Here is a 16,373-nt window from a genome sequence, read left to right as displayed (position 1 = left end):
AACACTAACAATTATGAAGGAAAAGGTTCTTGAGACATTAGCTGCTCTCGGTTTTAATGCGGAATGCATTGACAACACAGGATACGGATTCAATTATGAAGGCAAGCACTTCTTGTTCTTGCCCAACGAGAACGATGATGAATTTCTGTCCATCTGCTTGCCAGGCATCTACGATTACAAAGAAGACAAGATAGGAGAGCATTGCGCCATCACGGAGAAGCTCAACTCCACACTGAAATACGTCAAAGCCTACACAATCGGAGACAGTATATGGCTCTTCTACGAGCGTGAGTTAATGGGAGACGACGACCTTGAAAACATCATCCCGCACATGATAGTCCAGCTTGATGCCGGTCTGCACTTTGCTTTCGACGCAATAAAGGAGATTGAAGCTTCTTTCTCCGAAGACAGTGATGCAGACGCGACCAGTGATGTGGAAGCAGCGGAGCTGTACGACGACACAGAGGGAGACAAAGATGAATGAATAAAAAGAAAGGAGGACAACAGTATGACAAAGAAAGACTTAGTGGTAAAGACCCTTGAATCAATGGGTTACAAGCCAAAGATAGATGACGATGGAGACGTTATGTTTCATTATCAGATGAAACTGATATATATACTCGGCACACAGATGGAAGAGAAGAATTATCTTGTGGTCATGTTTCCGCAGTTCAGCAAGATAAAGGAGGGCGAGGAGATCAAGACACTGACAGTGTGTAACAAACTGTCAAGAGACATCACCCTAACAAAGGTCTACATTGACAACACACTGGAGAATGTTTCAGCCAGCTGCGAGTTCTTTTATTGCGACGAGGAATGCCTCGCAATGCAATTGGACGAATCATTGAGAAGAATCGGACAGATACGCTCCACATACAAGAAGTTGATGACTGAGTTTGACGAGTAATCCTCAAACATCGAACCTACTATTACAAAAAAGACCCGCTGATTATTGTTCAGCGGGTCTTTTCCTTTTTGCGGAGAGAACAGGATTCGAACCTGCGAGACGCTTTTGACGCCTACACGCTTTCCAGGCGTGCCTCCTTCTTTCCTAACTTTTTTATTTTCAATTATTTACAAACTCCCATTTTCTGACTTGCACGAATTTTGCACGACTTCCTCAGATTTAACACTCACAGGATGGGCGCAATCACGCTCGAAGAAAGCCCCCTCACCCAGGAGAAGCCAGCGAGCGGACACCCCATAATCGCGAACCAGATACGAGAGCCAGGACACCTGGAACATATCGCGATTCGGCTCTTTTTCGCAGGTGTTCATATTCCACCGATTGATGCCATAGCGGTCGGTGAAGGTTTTCTTCCCACGAATCAGACGGTTCTCCTTCAGCAAGCGAAGAGCCACGAAGAACCGACATACAACCTTTATAGATTCATTACTTTGCATAAGCCAAGAATTTATTCAAACACACCGTCCTCGCCTTCATCATCCCCATAGACCTCCGATGCAAAGATGGACTTTTCCACCTTGTCCCAAGTTTCCTTTTTATCGGGAAGTTCAGAACGAAGGACACGCAAGGCATTAAGTCTCGCAGTTTGGGAGGATACATCACCCTCCTGCCCAGTCGCAACCAGCGCAAGGCTGTCGAGTTCAGCATCCTTATATTCACGAGCCATCTGCTGCTCCACCCATTGCTGGCGAACAGCCTCGTCCGACTTTTTGGAATCGCACGACCAAAACAAGCCAAGGGCAAGCAGCACAAACAACACCTTCTTCATAACCTTTATTTATTCATTAACGAAATAGACAGGAGTGATGCGAAGCAACTCCTTGTCTTCTTCCGACATTTTCGAGTAATAGCGAATCCACAAATCGACGAATTCATCACCATCGATAAGACGGACGCTGCGGTGGCTTTCACGAGCGGCACGATGAGCCTCCGAGGTGAACAACCCAGAAGTAACCACCAAGCCAGCATCACCATCACGATTAAGCAAGCCGACCAACTGACGAACCACCTCCACGGACACAGACGAAGAAGGGGTGTGTTTCACCTGCACCTTCACACGAGGGATGGTCGCACCGAGAGGGTCGTGGAAAGCCAAGACATCAACACCGCCATCCTTTCCCTTGGGAGCGACAAACGGAGTGAAGTACCCCATCGCATGGAGAAGAGCAGCCACCATGTCCTGGAATTCATAAGGAGAGCGAGAGGCGATGGCAGCTCGCAAACCTTCATCAGCACGCTCCTTCATTTCGCCAAGAGTGAAAGAGGCTTCACTGCCAGGCAGGACATCACCAGATGAAGCTGGAACAGAACCGCCCGAACCTTCCTTATACGCCTCATTCGCCTTATCAAAGGCATCGGACTCAGAAGAGGACAGGCAAGCCGCACCTTCATCGGTCAGATACCAAGTTCCCCTCTGCTTTCGGATGAAGCCAGCGGCAACATAGCACGAAGAAAACCAAGAGAGGAAATTATGCCAACGAACAGAGCCGTTCACGACCTCCTTCTCCCACGATGAAAAATCGAGACATTCTGCCAAGCGAGAACGCAAATCAGAAAGACGGCAAGAGCCACCTTCTTCTTGCAGGATTCGCATAGCAGCGAACATCACCTTCATGCCACATTGAGCGGTTCGAGAATACACGCCAGCCATTAATTACCTCCTTTCTGATTTTCCATCAAGGAGAGCAAGCGGTCGATTTGCTCGTCCTTCTTTTCGAGAAGACCAAGAAACCGCTCGGAGATGGTGGAAATTTGGTTTTGAGACCCCAAAACAGCCACCGAACTATCAGAAGCGTTTGCAGAACCACCGTTATCGTTTGGATAGAAAAAACAAACGCTTTTGTGTGTAACACGAGCAATATCTTCCAAAAGCCCACTTTTCACATTATCCGAGCGCAAGGCATTATGAAGCCTCTGGTCGCCCTCATAACCAAGCAAGCGAGACAACTCAGCAAGGGAGATACCCTCAGCCGCCAAAATTTCCTTTATTCTTTGTCCTGTCATAACCTTTTATCAATCAGTTAGTTAAACCTAAAGTCTTGTTTAGTTAAGACTAATTAACACACAGAAATGAAAGAAACACACGGTTTTGTTTGGTAATACAAACGTTTTTGTGTATCTTTGCACTCGGAAAACGAAAGAAAATACGTTACCACAAACAAAAGTAAATAAAAAAGTTGAAATAACAAAATAAAAAAGGAGAAAAAATGACAGAAATCGATTTGATGACTCCAATGGAGAGGAAGAGAAAGGAGCGCAACGAGAGCATCATCGCAGAGTTCAAGGAGCTCGCACCGAAGCTCACAGCGCAGGGAAAGAAGCCATACCGCATACTGCGAGCATTGGCAGAGAAGCACGGAATCACCACCAGCGGTGTGCGCTTCATTTTGGTGGGAGCTGGATGCTACACCACAGCAGACGAACTGAGTAAAAACATCTAACAAAAGCAAGGAGGAGAGACAATGAAAAAAATAGAAAGAGCCATCATGTGGACGGGCGCAATCGGGACGCTCATCTTCGGCATCACCCAGACGGCAGCAGCCATCATCCGAGGCGAATGGTTTGTGGCTTTTTGCTTTGCAGCCATCATCGCAGTAAGCAAGGGCATGATGCAAGCCCTGGACGCAGAGGAGAAGAAAGGAGGCGAACGATGACGGAGACCAAACCGAACATCGAGCCAGCTGGACGGTACACCATCGCACGAACCTGCGAGATTCTCGGCATAGACCGCAGCACCCTGCACCGCCACACGAAGAAAGGCAACATCAAGGTTCACTACCGCAAGAGCACGAAACGACCATTCTACACAGGACTGGACATCTTGAAATTTTGGCAGATAGCCATTTAACATAAGTCAAACATTTAAACTTTACAATTATGGGATTATTTAGAAGCACAAAAGAGGCAGCAGAAGAGAAAGCATTCGAGGGAGCTACCGATTGGTTCAAAGAACAGGTTCAGACAGCGAAAGCCTACAACGAGGAAGACAGCAAAATGGGGGGGGCAAGACGCACCAAAGCAAGCTCGCATCTTCATAGCCATCGAGGGCAACGAAAAAGAGGGAATGGTCGCAGCATCCATCAAGGCGAACGACAAGAAGATTCTCCTCAACGCATTGTTCAAGCTCGCACAGCACGAGGATTCATTCAAGGAGCTCATCCTTGCCACAGCAGCCAAGCTGAGACTTGTCAAGAACATCAGCGAAATGACAAAGGGGATGCCAAAAGAGCTGAGAGAGGCAATAGAACACTTAACCAACATTTTGTAAAAGCAGCATGAGAATCGAATTCAAGACAATCACCATCAAGAACTTCAAGGGAGTTCTCGGTGAACGAAAGATTAGCTTTAACCCAACGCTGACCAAGATAATGGGAGCGAATCACGCAGGAAAGACCACCATCGTGGATGCGGTACAATGGGTTCTCTTCGACAAGAACAGCATCGGACAAACGGTATTCGGAATCGACCCGAAGGATGAGAACGGAGAAATCATCCACCACCTCGACAACATTGTGGTTCTCGAACTGACAGCCGACGGCACGGACTACAAGCTGGAGAAGGTCAGAAGCGAGACCTGGACGAAGCCACGCAAGAAGAGCGAGGCAGAGATGACAGGACACACCACCAAGTACTTTGTCAACGAAAACAAGTACACACAGAAGGACTTCAAGACATTTGTCGATGACCTCTGCAAAGAAAGCCTCTTCAAGGCGATAACGACACCCTCCTACTTCCCAAGCCTCCCAGCGGAAGACCAGCGCAACCTGCTAACAAAGATGGTGGGCAAGACCACCGACGAAGAACTTGCAGGAGACAACGAGGACTTCAAGGGATTGCTGCAGGAGCTGAGCGGCACCGACCTTCAAAAGTTCAGAGAGCAGCTCAGATACCGAATCGGTGAATTGAAGAAGGAAATCGAGCAGATACCAAGCCGCATCAACGAGAACACCGAGGAGCTGAAAGCACTTGAAGCCAGCAAGCCAGACTTCGACTTCACACGAAGAAGAATTAAAGAAATCGAGAAAGCAATCGAGAACATCGACAACGAGCTGGCAGACTTAAGCCGCACCGTGGACACCGAGTTCAACGAGCGCACCAAGGAGCGCACCGAGATAAACAAGCTCAAGAACCGAATGCAAGCCATCGTCCAGAGTTACCAAGACAAGAACACGACGGAGGAGCGCAAGCACAAGAAAGCCATCGACGATGCCAAGTACGAAATCGAGGTGACGGAAAGAGCCATCCGCAACGCCAAGGCAGCGGTAGAGGACGGACAGACGCAGCTCAACAAGATAGCCATCGCAAGCGAAGACTTCAAGAAACGCTGGGTGATTCTCGACCAAACCGCCTTCTCCTGGGACAACAACCAAGAGATTTGTCCTACCTGCCACCAACGCCTCCCACAAGACGACATCGACAGGATGAAGGAAGAGATGGAGGGCAACTTCAACGACAACAAGAGCAAGCAGTTCGATGCCTTGGAGCAAGAGGCAGCTCGCATCAAGAAGCGCAAGTCGGATGCAGAGGCTACCATCAAGAACGCCCAAGACAAGCTGGAGAAGCTGGAGCAACAGCGCAAGGAGCAAGAGGAAGCATTGCAGAAGGCGCAGGAATCAAAGCCAACCCTCACCTACCACACCGACGATGAGGAATACCAGCAACTCCAGATGGACGTGAACGCAAGGACAGCGGCACTCGAAGCGAGAACTGAGGAAGAGACAAGCGACACCAAGGTGAAGCAGGAAGCCACCCTCAAGCAACGCAAGGCAGAGCAGAACAGGCTCAGAGACGAACTGCGAGACGAGCTCGCCAAGGAGCAGCGCATCACCGACAAGCAGAACCGCATCAAGGAGCTGGAGAACAGACAGCAGACCTTGAACCAGCAACTCACGGAGCTGGAGAAGAAGGACTACACGGCAGAGCAATTCACCATCGCCAAGATTGAGAACCTCGAAAAGAAAGTGAACGAGTTATTCACAAACGTGAAGTTCCAGATGTTCGAGCCATTCATCACCACAGGTGGAATCAAGCCAACCTGCGAATGCACGATGCACGGCACACCTTACAGAGACCTCTCAACGAGCGAGAAGATAAACGCTGGCATCGACATCATCAACGCCATGTGCGCATTCAACGACACATACGCACCTTTGCTCATAGACAACGCAGAGAGCATCACGGACATTCTCCCAACGAGAAGCCAGCAGATACTCCTCATTGTTTCACGAGACAAGGAGCTGACAATAATTCAATAAAAATTTTAAAAGCAAAGTGATTATGACACAAACAGTATCACCACAACAAGGAGGACAGCAAGCCAACACGCAGCTGACCTCACAGAACGCAACCGCACTCAAGCGGATGCAGGAGGAAACGACCCAGCAGATTATGGACAGAGTCAACGGCTGGCAGGAGACAGGCGAGCTCGTCCTTCCAAAGGGCTACCACGTAGGGAACGCCATCAAGCTGGCATGGCTCTACCTTCAGACGGTCGAGAACATGAACCACAAGAAGGCACTCGACGTTTGCACCAAAGACAGCATTTGCAACGCCCTCTTGAACATGGTCATTCATGGCGAGTACCCACAGAAACATTGCTACTTCATCATGTACGGAGACCGCCTGGAGTGGAACGAGCGATACCTTGGCAAGCTCATGAGAGCCAAGCGAGACACCGAAATCGATAAGGTCAACGCACAGGTCATCTACGAGGGAGACGAGTTCATCTACACCATCGACGAGAACGGAGAGAAGCAGCTGGTGAAGCACACACCGAACCTCGCCAACATCGACAACACCAAGATTCTCGCAGCATACGCAGTGGTCATCAACAAGGACGGCAGCAAGCACATCGAGGTGATGACAAGAGCGCAGATTCAGAACGCATGGGAACAGGGAGCGATGAAGGGCAAGAGCGGAGCGCACACCAAGTTCACCGACCAGATGTGCATGAAGACGGTCATCCAGCGAGCTTGCAAGATTGCCCTCGACAGCACGGCTGACCCAGGCGACAGCGACGAAGAGGCAAACCGCTACGATGAAGCAACGGCAGAGCGAGACGCAGCCAACAGCCGCCAAACCTTCGACGCAGAGGCAGAAGAGGTTCACGATGAGCAACAGCCAATGGGCATCGAGGCGAAGACCAACTACATCGACATGAACAACGGAGGGCAACCTGCACCAGAGGCAGCTCCAGCAGGAAACGCTGACAGCGCAGCAGGATCTGGAACATCGAGAGCCTGTCCATTGCCATAACAAAAGGAGGGAAGAGCGATGAAGATGACAATCCTCGGAAGCAGCAGCAAGGGAAACTGCTACGTCTTGCAGAACGACAGCGAAGCAATCATCATTGAGGCAGGAATCAGCCTCGCAGAGGTCAAGAAGGCTCTCGGCTGGAACATTGCGAAGGTGAAAGTTTGCATCATCAGCCACCAGCACAACGACCACGCAGGACACGCAGCCGAATACGAGAAGGCAGGAATACCGCTGCTGGCTCTCCCCTCTGTCATTGAAGCCAAGAAACTCGAAGCAACCACCACGACAGCCATAGCCAATGGAAACGGCTACATTTACGGAGGCTTCAAGATTCTGCCCTTCGAGGTCAAGCACGACGTACCATGTGTCGGTTACCTCATCGAGCACCAGGAGACAGGACGCATCCTGTTCTTCACGGACACATACGCCATGCCTTACGACTTCAAGAACATCACGCACTGGATGGCAGAGGCGAATTACAGCGACGAGATTCTCGACCAAAACGTTCTCAACGGATGGGTGCCAGCAGCACTACGGAAGAGAGTCATCACAAGCCACATGAGCATCGACAACACCATCGGCATCTTGAAGAGAAGCGACCTCACGGCAACCAAGGACATCTTGCTGATTCACCTATCGGACGGAAACAGCAACGAGCAGGAGTTCATCACCAAGGTACGAAGGGCGACAGGTAAGACAACAAGAGCAGCCAGCCCAGGAATGGAGCTGGACTACGACAAAGTTTTTAACATCTAAAGCAAAAGAGAATGAAAACAGAAAAACCAGAGAAAATCATCGAGCCAGGAAGAGAGAACGCAAAACTGACGAAGATGGCAGAGAAGGTCTACGAGATTGCGAACGAGTACAGCAAAGAGAACGAACTGCACTGCCTCGTTCTCATGGCAGACAAGGAGGGAGGCGCAAGTTTCACAATCGGAGACGAGAAGAAGATAGCAAAAGAATTCAAGGAGAGCGGAAACGTACATCCAATCTTCAAGAAAATCATGAACTTAATTAAAAAGTAACAACATGGCAAAGCAAGTTTTAGAAGTTGAAATCCCAGCAGGAAAGAAACCAGCCTGGGTAGATGGAGTTTTGAAGCTCGTGGATTGCGAGCAAGAGAAACAGAAGGACAACCGCCCAATCACGGAGCGAGTAAAGACATTCGAGGATGCCTGTCAGATTTTGGGCATTGACGCAGAGGCAATCCAAGAGCAATGGGAAAACGCAGGACTCACCATGATAGACGAAATCGCTTATCAGAAACTGCGCATCATCACAGCAGCCCTCAATGAGGGATGGGAGCCAGACTTCACCAACCCAGACGAATACCGATACTACCCTTACCTTTGCCTTTGGACGAAGGAGGAGCTGGAGCAGAAGACCGACGAATGGAAGGACGAACGCAACCTACAGCTGTGGATTGGTGGCGGCTCCTCGAACTACGGTGCGAATTGCGGTCTCGCTTCTGCGTGCTCGGACTTCGCCTGGTCGTCTGCGTCTGCGGACCTCTCGGCTCGGCTTGCACACAAGACAGAGGAGCTGGCAATCTATAGCGGCAAACAATTTACTGAACTTTGGGCAAACTACACCACAGGAAAGGAGGTCAAGTCATGGAGAAACTCTTAGGACAGGAATACGAGAACCTCGCAGAGCGAGAGCGATTCTTGAGAGACAACGCAGACGCAATCGAGGACATGGGCTACAGTAAGCCGATACCAAGCGACCAAATCGAGAAGTTGAAGGAAAAACTTGCTGATGCCAGCATCAAGAAGCTGGAGCAGGAGGAAGCCAAGAAGACAGCCGTCCAGATGTACAACGAGGAAATCAAGGGTTACAAGAGCACCATTAAGGACGTGGCAGACAAGCTCAAGAGCAAGACAACCTACGTCAACGAGCCTTGCTACAAGATGATAGACCAGCAGACCCGACAGGCTGGCTACTACAACAAGGAGGGAGTGCTGGTTTATCAGAGACCTGCACGACACGAAGAGCTGCAACCTCGCCTCTTCGACTTGCGCCCAGGCAAGACAGGGACGGAAGACAAATAACACAAGTTTCACATTCAAAAGAATTTCAAGATGAAAGAACAACAGAGAAAATCAGCAGAGCAGAGAGCAATCGAGAAGCTCACAGAGTTGAACACCGAGGAAGGACAGGAGACCATCATTCGATTTGGAGATGCCCTCCCACTTAAGGAGCCAAAGGCAGTAAGCATCAGCGGAACCATCGACGCACCAGCACGCTGGGTCGAGAAGCGCAAGGATGACATTGTATCAGCCGACGCACACGTCCTCGTGGACAGAGACAAGATGAGCATCACGCTTAAGACGGACGAGAACAGCGCATACAGCGACCAGATCATCGGAACGCTGACCCTTTCGAGCGAGATGCAGGAGTTCGGAATCAACACAGGCGAGAGCATGTCATGCTTTGACATGGCAGACCGCATCAAGCAGCTGCGCTCCTACTTCGAGACAACGCAGACAGCCATGAAGCTGGTCACAGAGCTGCGCAACTTCAAGGCAAAGGTCGACAAGGAGCTGGAGCTGAGCGATGACAAGCGAGGCAACAGAAGAGGACTCGTAGCACAGACGGTCGATAGCAACCTGCCCGAGAGTTTCAAGATTGAACTTCCAATCTTCAAGGGCATGCCGAAGGTTACCATCGAGGTCGAGGTGGAGATTAACCCGAACGACCTCTCCTGCACCTTGGTCAGCCCAGAGGCGCACGACATCGTGTTGAAGGAAAGAGACATCCACATGGATGCCGTCCTCGAAAGAATCAAGGAGGCAGCACCAGCCATCGTAATCATAGAACAATAACAACAATCACCCCAGGGAGCAGCCAAGGAGCGGCTCCCAAGGGTGATTATAATACAAACAGAACATGAGCAGGAACACAGACAAAGGCTCCATCGTCATTAACACCAAGGATGCAGAGAACATGCTGCAGGACTTCACGAAGGAAGAGGCTGGGGAGATTTTCATGGCTTTGCTTGCCTACGCCAACAGGGGCGAGGAGTACGAAACCGACGACAGGTCGATGCGCACCCTGTTCAGAACGATACAAGCCAACATCGACAGGAACAACGAGCGATACGAAGAGAAATGCGAGCGCAACCGACAGATAGCCCTGGAGCGAGAAAAGAAGAGAAAGGAGGCAAGAGAAAGAGAAAAAAAGGAGGAGCACGAACGTACACGAACGTGCACGTTCGTACACGATGAGCACGAACGTACACCTATAGGGATAGGGATAGAGAAAGGGAGTGAGATAGGGATAGGGATAAACAATAAAGAATTTAATATAATTAAAGAGCCTAAAGGCTCTATGTCAGAAACAAGTTCTGACGCTGCATCTGAGCCACACGCAGGAGCGAGAAGCGAGGCTAAACCGACGAAGAAGGAAGCCAAGATAGACCTCGAGAAGGTGCGCCAGCAATTCAACCGCCTCATGGAACAGCAGAAAATCCCGAAGCTCAAGCGCAAGATTACAGGACAGCGCAAGGCATTCTTTGAGGCACGAGTTCGAGAAAACGGCATCGTTTCGGTTTACAGAGTGATGATAAAGGCAGCAGCAAGCAACTTCTTGAACGGAGGTGGACGGAACGGATGGCTCGCCAACTTCGAGTGGCTGTTCAGACCCAACAACTTCCCGAAAGTGCTGGACGGTTACTACGACAACCCACAGCCAGCGACACCAGCAAATCAAACAAACGGAGGATTCAGAAATGACACAACAGCAGAAACACCAGCCGCAAGCGGTCGGGCAAATAATCGCAACGAGCAGAGGGCGACAGAACAGCGTGAGCGCATCCAAGGCTACGCAGGTGTCGCCAGCAAGTGGAGGCAGATTGCTGACAGCGATACGGCAGCGATGGGAAACGAGGCAGAGCCTCCTGCAGACCTTCCACGTTGACAAGCAGGTCGAGCTGACCAAAAGCCCAGAGCGATGCTACTTCACGAACGTCCCCACCCTTTGGAACGTGAACCTCGCCTACGGATTCGGCACAGCGCAGGAATGGCTGGCATACCAGATAACCGACCTTTCGGAGTTCAGCGGAGCCAGGGACAAAATCACGGACAGGCAGCTCGACCAAATCATCCAGCTGATAACCGACGATTACGGCTTTTTGAACATGGCTGAGATAATGCTTTTCTGCCGACGATTCAAGCGAGGGCTTTATGACAAGTTCTACGGCAGCGTTGACCCAATAGCCATCATGCAGGGGCTTAACGAGTTTTGCAGGGAGCGGAACGAGGCATACGCCAAGCGAGACAGATACCTGCAGGAGCAGAAGGAATGGAGGGATGCCCACAACCCGAACAACATGACGCACGAGGAGGCAACCATCATCAACCAGATGCAAGCAGAGTACGCAATGAACACGAGGGAGCAGGACTTGCTCATCGAACAGAAATACAAACAGATTAAACAACAAGAAAATGGCAAACATCAAGAATCTAAGCCGCATCCATGAGATTGCGGAGAGCCTCCCAAAGCTGGAGGACGCAAGAAAGTTATTGTCGCAGGACGAAAGCCTTGCATGCGTAGGCATCCCAACCGAGCCACAGCCAGACGGCAAGATCAAGCAAGGAACGATGGTCGTCCTGCCAAAGGAAGTGAAGTTGAACATTTTGAACGTTCTCAATTTGGAGATTAACAAGCAGAAGGAGGAGCTGAAAGGACTATGATGAGATTTTGGAACCCAATCGAGGCTTACAGAAAGGCAAGCCAGCGAGCAAAGAACGAGCAGACACGCCACGAGGCGAAGAGCAAGATTTGCATCGGAGACTACACCGACAGCAACGGAATCACCTACACGGCACTGATGATAGACGGAATCCCCGTCCACAGAATCACGGCTGACAACATCACCGAGAGCGAGATTCAGCTGACAGCCGTCCGCAAGGAGTACTTCAACAAGCGAGCAACGACCGCTGGATAACGAAAGGAGGCAGAGATGGACAAAAAGGAATTTTTCGAGAAGGTCGCTGAGATGCGCAAGCACCAAAAGACCTTCTTCACCGCCAAGCCAAACAGCCAGGAGCGCAAGGACGCACTCATAGCAAGCAAGAGGCTGGAGACGGAAATCGACAACGAGATAGCGAGAGTTCAAGCCGTCCTCGCCAAGAAGGAAATCTTCCTGATTCAATACCAGGACGTGGACGGAACGACAGCGAGCCACCTCGTCGAGGGCTTCGACATGGCAACCCAATACCGAAAGGGATACACGGTCGCCAACATCACGAAGCGAATCATAACCTACAACGGCAGGGATTGGGAGGCGATGGCACTCCAGCCAGGAATCACGATGCCGACCACCATCGGAGGCAAGGAAGGAGGCAACCCATGACACACGCCAGCCTTTTCTCGGGTATCGGAGGCGCAGAGGTCGCAGCCGCATGGATGGGCTGGCGCAACGTTTTCCACTGCGAGATACAGGAGTTTCCTCGTAAGGTTTTAGATTATTGGTTCCCAAACGCAGAGAATTATGAAGACATTACAAAAACCGACTTTACAAAATGGGGGGGCAAAATCGATGTTCTCACAGGAGGCTTCCCCTGCCAGCCTTTCAGCCTCGCAGGTCGAAGAAAGGGAGAGGAAGACAACCGCTACCTCTGGCAAGAGATGCATCGGGCAATCAGAGAGATTAACCCCACTTGGGTCATTGGTGAAAATGTTGCTGGAATCACAACGATGGTGGAGTCCAGCCAAACGACTTACATGGGTCGCACGTCCGACCTTTTCGAGCCGCACGACCTTTATCGAGAGGAAAGCAGGTTCACCCTTGAGCGCATCTGCCAAGACCTCGAAGCCGAAGGATACGAAGTCCAGCCGATTATTATACCAGCTTGTGCCGTCGGAGCACCCCACCGAAGAGACAGGATCTGGATTATTGCCCACCGTACAGACCCAGGGGCTGAAACGATGCAGCAAGGAGGGCAAGACGGAGTTCTACCCGATGAACATGCTGCCCACACCGACAGCCATCGACATGGGGAGCGGACGGACAAACAAGAGCGCATCGCCAGGAGATGCGGAGAGACCCACCCTCGCCAAGGCAGCGAGAATCGGGCTGCTTCCAACGCCAATGAGCTCGGAGATTTCCCACACCAAGAGAGTGCAGGAGTTGAAGGCAGCAGGAGCGTCCGACTTTCAGAGCAGGGCGAACGGAGCGAAAAGACCGAATGGGCTGATGGACTTCCTGGAGTTCCACGAGCTCCTGCCTACACCCAATGCGGTGGAGGGAACGAAATACACCCACAAGTACAACCCGAAAAGCCAGATGGGGAGAAGCCTCACGGCATTGGCGGTGAACGGATTGATACCGACACCAGCGGCAAGGGATTACAAGGGGAACACCATCACCACAACGAGAAGGCGCAAGGGGCAGTTCACAAGATGGGGCGAGATGCTGCCAGATTTCATAACCCGATTGCAAGAGGAGCAAACAGGGGATTCGAAGGCTTCCCCTCAGTTGAACCCACTATTCGTAGAGGAAATGATGGGCTTTCCATTTGGCTGGACAACCTATCCGTTTCTTTCGGAAAATGGAGACAGCAAAGCATAAAGGCATACGGAAACGCCTGGGTGCCACAGGTCGCCTTCGAGATTTTCAGAGCGATAGAAACAATTTCAAAACAACAAAAATTATGAAGCAAGAAAAAGAAACGGCAAAGCAGCACACCGTAAAGCAGCTGCGAGGATTCCAAGCCAACACCCGAACCAAGAAGGGAGAGGCATACGTCGCAATCACCAAGACAGCCGACAACCAAGTCAGCCTCGGATGGAAGGGAACGAAGCAAGACCTCCTCAACCTTTTGTTCACCACCTGCCGAAACGACAGAGCGATGGCGGCACTCATCTGCAGAACCGCAAAAGACCACGTCGAGCATTGCAAGCAGAACCACCAGCAATGGGTGGACTTGACGGCAGACATCGTGCAGCTGGACAGAGAGCTGGACGCAACCGACCAAAAGCAGGAAGGAGGTGAGGGATGAGACACGAGGTCAAAGTTACGATTCTCGACAGAGGCTATCTTGTCGAGAGCGACGGAGGAAGAACCGATGCGTGCCAAGACGGAGGCGAGCTTTGCAACTGCCTAAGCAGAATCAAGGAAGCCGTCCAAATTTCAGAATAAGGCAGACATGATAGAGCCAACGAAGATACGCAGGGGTGACATCGTCGCCACCAAGAGGCAAAGCATCATCGTGGAGCGGATAGAGAGCGAGGGCAGCACCCTCGCCTTCTACGGCAAGATTTGCAGACAGAAAGGACGGATGCCCAAGCAAGAAGAGCAGCATCCACAGAACCATCTACCCTGCCGTGATTTACAGGGTCACAAGGGGGAACGAACATCATAATGACAGCGACATGAAGATAAGACAAGCACGAAAGATTCTAAAGGCACAGACCGAAAACGAATCCAAGAGAACAAACCGCTATTGGACGGAGAGATGGAAGACCTACAACGACAACATGCACCCTTTGAACTGGGTAGCGAATTACATCGGGATGAGGGGAGACCACCGAATCGACAAGGCGATAAGCAAAACAAGCAAGATAAAATAACAAATTCAAAGGAACATGGGAAAGAACAAAAAGCGCAACAAGTGGAGCAACCAGCCACGCAAGCAGCAGAATCCACTTGCACAACAACAGCAGATGGTCGCACCAAAGACCTGCCGTGATTATTGGGCGAACAACCTGACGGAAGAGGAACAGCAGATATTCAACACCCCGATAGCGGTGGCACAGCACGCAGGGGTCGTTCAACGCCTCGGCTACCTAACCGCCACCTTCTACCACATCCACAGCGTGGAAAGCCTAATCTTTGGGGAGATGCAGAACATCGTCGAGGATTGGGGATTGTTGATAAAGGGAGTGCAGCCTACCATCAACAGCCTCCAGCAAAGCGAGGACAAGTTCTTCAAGGTGATGCACGACTTGGTGAACACACAGAGCCAGGGAATCAAGGAGACCTACACCCAGGACGTGGACGCACTCTATGACCGCATCACCCGATGGGAGGGAATACCGAAGGCGTGGAAGCCAGGCGACGAACAGAAGCTGGAGGGCAAAGGCAGGATGGAGGACATCATCGGCAGCTTGAAGAGCGGAACGCTAAAGCTGAAGGAGCAGGACATGGAGCCAGACCCGATAGCGGAAGCCTCCACCCTTTACGCCATCGCAGAGATGAACGAGGATGAGACAAGCACCATCATCAAGCAGGACATCACCAAGAAAGGACTTGCAGCAATACAGGCAAACAAGCTCGCCAAAAAGAACCCAGCCAAGATGTACGTCCTTTTCGAGCAGCGGATGCAAGCACAGATGACCTGCCACATGACACCATTCAAGGCAGTTCAGAAGCCAGCCAACCAAGACGAGCTGGTGGAGATTGACATAAAACCAAAGGGCAAGAAGCCAAAGGAGAAAAAACAAAATGAGTGAAAGAACACCCGAACACATCAACTTCAGACGCTGGCTAAGGGAGACCGAGTTCATCCCACAGCGTCCGAAGGAAGCCCATCTTCTCGCAGTCACAGACAAGAAGACAGGCAAGGTTTGTGACATTGCCATCACGCAAGACAAGCCACCCTACCACAACAGAAGCTGGAAGCTGAAATGCCTCTACCCAAAGGAAAGGTTCAGCATCGAGCGAATGCAAACCAACCTAAGAGGAATCACAAGACGATGAGCGGAACAGGACACAGATTGCAGAACACCCCATGCGGACACTGCGGTCACGCTTACGAGAGCATCAACACATGGGTGTGCGGAAAACAGGGAAAGCCCATCTTTGAGGGCAACCCACCCTGCGACAGCCTAACACCCGAAAGACAGGAACTGAAATGGAAGAAAGATACTACAGCTTAGAAGACCTCGAACAATTCAAGGTCGAGGTCGAGGAAATCATCGACCCAGACTTGCTGCAAGAAGAACGAGAGCAACACAAGCTCCACCTTCACCAAGCCAACCGCCAACGATTGCCAAAGACACCAACCAAGGGCAAGGCTTGGAGCTGGAACAGAATCAGAAGCCGCCCGAACACCAAGCACGGCTACCACTGAGACAACCACCCTCGAATGAGGGGGAGGGTTTGGGAGGGGGTGCGCATACACACGCACACCCACACGCATAGGTG

At 51.0% G+C, this 16,373-nt stretch carries 30 protein-coding genes and 1 tRNA gene; 25 read left to right on the top strand and 6 right to left on the bottom strand.

Annotated elements, in window-relative coordinates:
- Positions 1-13: 13 nt before the first annotated feature.
- Together CHL74_RS02120 and CHL74_RS02115 are read left to right on the top strand one after the other, a co-directional pair.
- Entirely contained in the window at positions 14-484 is a 471-nt protein-coding gene (locus CHL74_RS02120) for a hypothetical protein (RefSeq protein ID WP_094879481.1), read from the top strand.
- Between the two features lie 24 nt (positions 485-508).
- Positions 509-907 (top strand): hypothetical protein, encoded by a 399-nt coding sequence (locus tag CHL74_RS02115; RefSeq protein ID WP_141241209.1) that lies wholly within the window; start codon positions 509-511, stop codon positions 905-907.
- 71 nt (positions 908-978) lie between these two features.
- On the opposite strand, the gene CHL74_RS15690 is transcribed toward CHL74_RS02115, so the two are convergent.
- The 5 genes from CHL74_RS15690 to CHL74_RS02095 form a co-directional block, all read right to left on the bottom strand.
- Positions 979-1,052, bottom strand: a tRNA-OTHER gene (locus CHL74_RS15690).
- Between the two features lie 22 nt (positions 1,053-1,074).
- Positions 1,075-1,404: a hypothetical protein gene (locus tag CHL74_RS02110; protein WP_176452147.1), complete on the bottom strand. Its 330-nt coding sequence runs from the start codon at positions 1,402-1,404 to the stop codon at positions 1,075-1,077.
- 11 nt (positions 1,405-1,415) lie between these two features.
- A complete protein-coding gene (locus CHL74_RS02105) occupies positions 1,416-1,736 on the bottom strand; it encodes a hypothetical protein (RefSeq protein WP_094879479.1) in 321 nt (106 codons plus the stop codon).
- A 9-nt stretch (positions 1,737-1,745) separates the two neighbouring features.
- Positions 1,746-2,609 (bottom strand): restriction endonuclease, encoded by an 864-nt coding sequence (locus CHL74_RS02100; RefSeq protein WP_176452146.1) that lies wholly within the window; start codon positions 2,607-2,609, stop codon positions 1,746-1,748.
- Positions 2,610-2,617: 8 nt separating this feature from the next.
- On the bottom strand, positions 2,618-2,971 hold the full coding sequence (locus CHL74_RS02095; protein WP_094879477.1) for a hypothetical protein: 354 nt from the start codon (positions 2,969-2,971) through the stop codon (positions 2,618-2,620).
- Positions 2,972-3,174: 203 nt separating this feature from the next.
- On the opposite strand from CHL74_RS02095, the gene CHL74_RS02090 reads away from it, so the two are divergent.
- From CHL74_RS02090 to CHL74_RS01985, 23 genes are all read left to right on the top strand, one after another.
- Positions 3,175-3,408, top strand: coding sequence for a hypothetical protein (locus CHL74_RS02090; RefSeq protein ID WP_141241208.1), 234 nt, complete (start codon positions 3,175-3,177; stop codon positions 3,406-3,408).
- A gap of 21 nt (positions 3,409-3,429) precedes the next feature.
- Positions 3,430-3,621, top strand: coding sequence for a hypothetical protein (locus CHL74_RS15490; RefSeq protein ID WP_141241207.1), 192 nt, complete (start codon positions 3,430-3,432; stop codon positions 3,619-3,621).
- Positions 3,618-3,815 (top strand): hypothetical protein, encoded by a 198-nt coding sequence (locus CHL74_RS02085; protein WP_094879475.1) that lies wholly within the window; start codon positions 3,618-3,620, stop codon positions 3,813-3,815. Before CHL74_RS15490 ends, CHL74_RS02085 begins: the two co-directional genes overlap by 4 nt.
- A 216-nt stretch (positions 3,816-4,031) precedes the next feature.
- Entirely contained in the window at positions 4,032-4,235 is a 204-nt protein-coding gene (locus CHL74_RS02080) for a hypothetical protein (protein WP_094879474.1), read from the top strand.
- Between the two features lie 7 nt (positions 4,236-4,242).
- Positions 4,243-6,222: an AAA family ATPase gene (locus tag CHL74_RS02075; protein WP_094879473.1), complete on the top strand. Its 1,980-nt coding sequence runs from the start codon at positions 4,243-4,245 to the stop codon at positions 6,220-6,222.
- A 22-nt stretch (positions 6,223-6,244) separates the two neighbouring features.
- Positions 6,245-7,222: a recombinase RecT gene (locus CHL74_RS02070; protein WP_094879472.1), complete on the top strand. Its 978-nt coding sequence runs from the start codon at positions 6,245-6,247 to the stop codon at positions 7,220-7,222.
- A gap of 18 nt (positions 7,223-7,240) precedes the next feature.
- Complete coding sequence (locus CHL74_RS02065) at positions 7,241-7,978, top strand: MBL fold metallo-hydrolase (protein WP_094879471.1); 738 nt, start codon at positions 7,241-7,243, stop codon at positions 7,976-7,978.
- Between the two features lie 11 nt (positions 7,979-7,989).
- Positions 7,990-8,247 (top strand): hypothetical protein, encoded by a 258-nt coding sequence (locus CHL74_RS02060; RefSeq protein WP_094879470.1) that lies wholly within the window; start codon positions 7,990-7,992, stop codon positions 8,245-8,247.
- A 4-nt stretch (positions 8,248-8,251) separates the two neighbouring features.
- Positions 8,252-8,851 carry a hypothetical protein gene (locus tag CHL74_RS02055; protein ID WP_094879469.1) on the top strand — a complete coding sequence of 200 codons (600 nt, stop codon included), beginning with the start codon at positions 8,252-8,254 and terminating at the stop codon, positions 8,849-8,851.
- Entirely contained in the window at positions 8,836-9,273 is a 438-nt protein-coding gene (locus CHL74_RS02050) for a hypothetical protein (RefSeq protein WP_094879468.1), read from the top strand. The genes CHL74_RS02055 and CHL74_RS02050 overlap by 16 nt, the downstream gene beginning before the upstream one ends.
- A gap of 30 nt (positions 9,274-9,303) precedes the next feature.
- Complete coding sequence (locus tag CHL74_RS02045; RefSeq protein ID WP_094879467.1) at positions 9,304-10,047, top strand: hypothetical protein; 744 nt, start codon at positions 9,304-9,306, stop codon at positions 10,045-10,047.
- 64 nt (positions 10,048-10,111) lie between these two features.
- Positions 10,112-11,140: a DUF6291 domain-containing protein gene (locus tag CHL74_RS02040; RefSeq protein WP_094879466.1), complete on the top strand. Its 1,029-nt coding sequence runs from the start codon at positions 10,112-10,114 to the stop codon at positions 11,138-11,140.
- Complete coding sequence (locus CHL74_RS02035) at positions 11,028-11,702, top strand: DUF6633 family protein (RefSeq protein WP_141241206.1); 675 nt, start codon at positions 11,028-11,030, stop codon at positions 11,700-11,702. Before CHL74_RS02040 ends, CHL74_RS02035 begins: the two co-directional genes overlap by 113 nt.
- Positions 11,668-11,916, top strand: a complete 249-nt coding sequence (locus CHL74_RS02030; protein WP_094879464.1) for a hypothetical protein — start codon at positions 11,668-11,670, stop codon at positions 11,914-11,916. Before CHL74_RS02035 ends, CHL74_RS02030 begins: the two co-directional genes overlap by 35 nt.
- The gene (locus tag CHL74_RS02025; RefSeq protein ID WP_094879463.1) at positions 11,913-12,170 is read left to right on the top strand and encodes a hypothetical protein; all 258 of its coding nucleotides are present in this window, start codon (positions 11,913-11,915) and stop codon (positions 12,168-12,170) included. Before CHL74_RS02030 ends, CHL74_RS02025 begins: the two co-directional genes overlap by 4 nt.
- A 15-nt stretch (positions 12,171-12,185) precedes the next feature.
- Positions 12,186-12,578 (top strand): hypothetical protein, encoded by a 393-nt coding sequence (locus CHL74_RS02020; protein WP_094879462.1) that lies wholly within the window; start codon positions 12,186-12,188, stop codon positions 12,576-12,578.
- Positions 12,575-13,882 (top strand): DNA cytosine methyltransferase, encoded by a 1,308-nt coding sequence (locus CHL74_RS02015; protein WP_094879461.1) that lies wholly within the window; start codon positions 12,575-12,577, stop codon positions 13,880-13,882. The genes CHL74_RS02020 and CHL74_RS02015 overlap by 4 nt, the downstream gene beginning before the upstream one ends.
- The gene (locus tag CHL74_RS02010; RefSeq protein ID WP_094879460.1) at positions 13,879-14,226 is read left to right on the top strand and encodes a hypothetical protein; all 348 of its coding nucleotides are present in this window, start codon (positions 13,879-13,881) and stop codon (positions 14,224-14,226) included. Before CHL74_RS02015 ends, CHL74_RS02010 begins: the two co-directional genes overlap by 4 nt.
- Positions 14,223-14,366, top strand: a complete 144-nt coding sequence (locus CHL74_RS15685) for a hypothetical protein (protein WP_176452145.1) — start codon at positions 14,223-14,225, stop codon at positions 14,364-14,366. The genes CHL74_RS02010 and CHL74_RS15685 overlap by 4 nt, the downstream gene beginning before the upstream one ends.
- Positions 14,367-14,373: 7 nt before the next feature.
- Positions 14,374-14,589 (top strand): hypothetical protein, encoded by a 216-nt coding sequence (locus tag CHL74_RS15485; RefSeq protein ID WP_141241205.1) that lies wholly within the window; start codon positions 14,374-14,376, stop codon positions 14,587-14,589.
- A gap of 223 nt (positions 14,590-14,812) precedes the next feature.
- On the top strand, positions 14,813-15,679 hold the full coding sequence (locus CHL74_RS01995; RefSeq protein ID WP_094879457.1) for a hypothetical protein: 867 nt from the start codon (positions 14,813-14,815) through the stop codon (positions 15,677-15,679).
- Positions 15,672-15,926 (top strand): hypothetical protein, encoded by a 255-nt coding sequence (locus CHL74_RS01990; RefSeq protein ID WP_094879456.1) that lies wholly within the window; start codon positions 15,672-15,674, stop codon positions 15,924-15,926. Before CHL74_RS01995 ends, CHL74_RS01990 begins: the two co-directional genes overlap by 8 nt.
- On the top strand, positions 15,923-16,105 hold the full coding sequence (locus CHL74_RS01985) for a hypothetical protein (RefSeq protein WP_094879455.1): 183 nt from the start codon (positions 15,923-15,925) through the stop codon (positions 16,103-16,105). The genes CHL74_RS01990 and CHL74_RS01985 overlap by 4 nt, the downstream gene beginning before the upstream one ends.
- On the opposite strand, the gene CHL74_RS15680 is transcribed toward CHL74_RS01985, so the two are convergent.
- Positions 16,102-16,308: a hypothetical protein gene (locus CHL74_RS15680; protein WP_176452144.1), complete on the bottom strand. Its 207-nt coding sequence runs from the start codon at positions 16,306-16,308 to the stop codon at positions 16,102-16,104. The two genes, CHL74_RS01985 and CHL74_RS15680, sit on opposite strands and share 4 nt — an antisense overlap.
- Positions 16,309-16,373 lie beyond the last annotated feature (65 nt).

Origin of the sequence: Prevotella sp. 885 (assembly GCF_002265625.1) — a bacterium.
Taxonomy (GTDB): domain Bacteria; phylum Bacteroidota; class Bacteroidia; order Bacteroidales; family Bacteroidaceae; genus Prevotella.
Note: the sequence above shows the minus strand (reverse complement) of the source record. Positions and strands in the feature narration are given on the sequence as shown.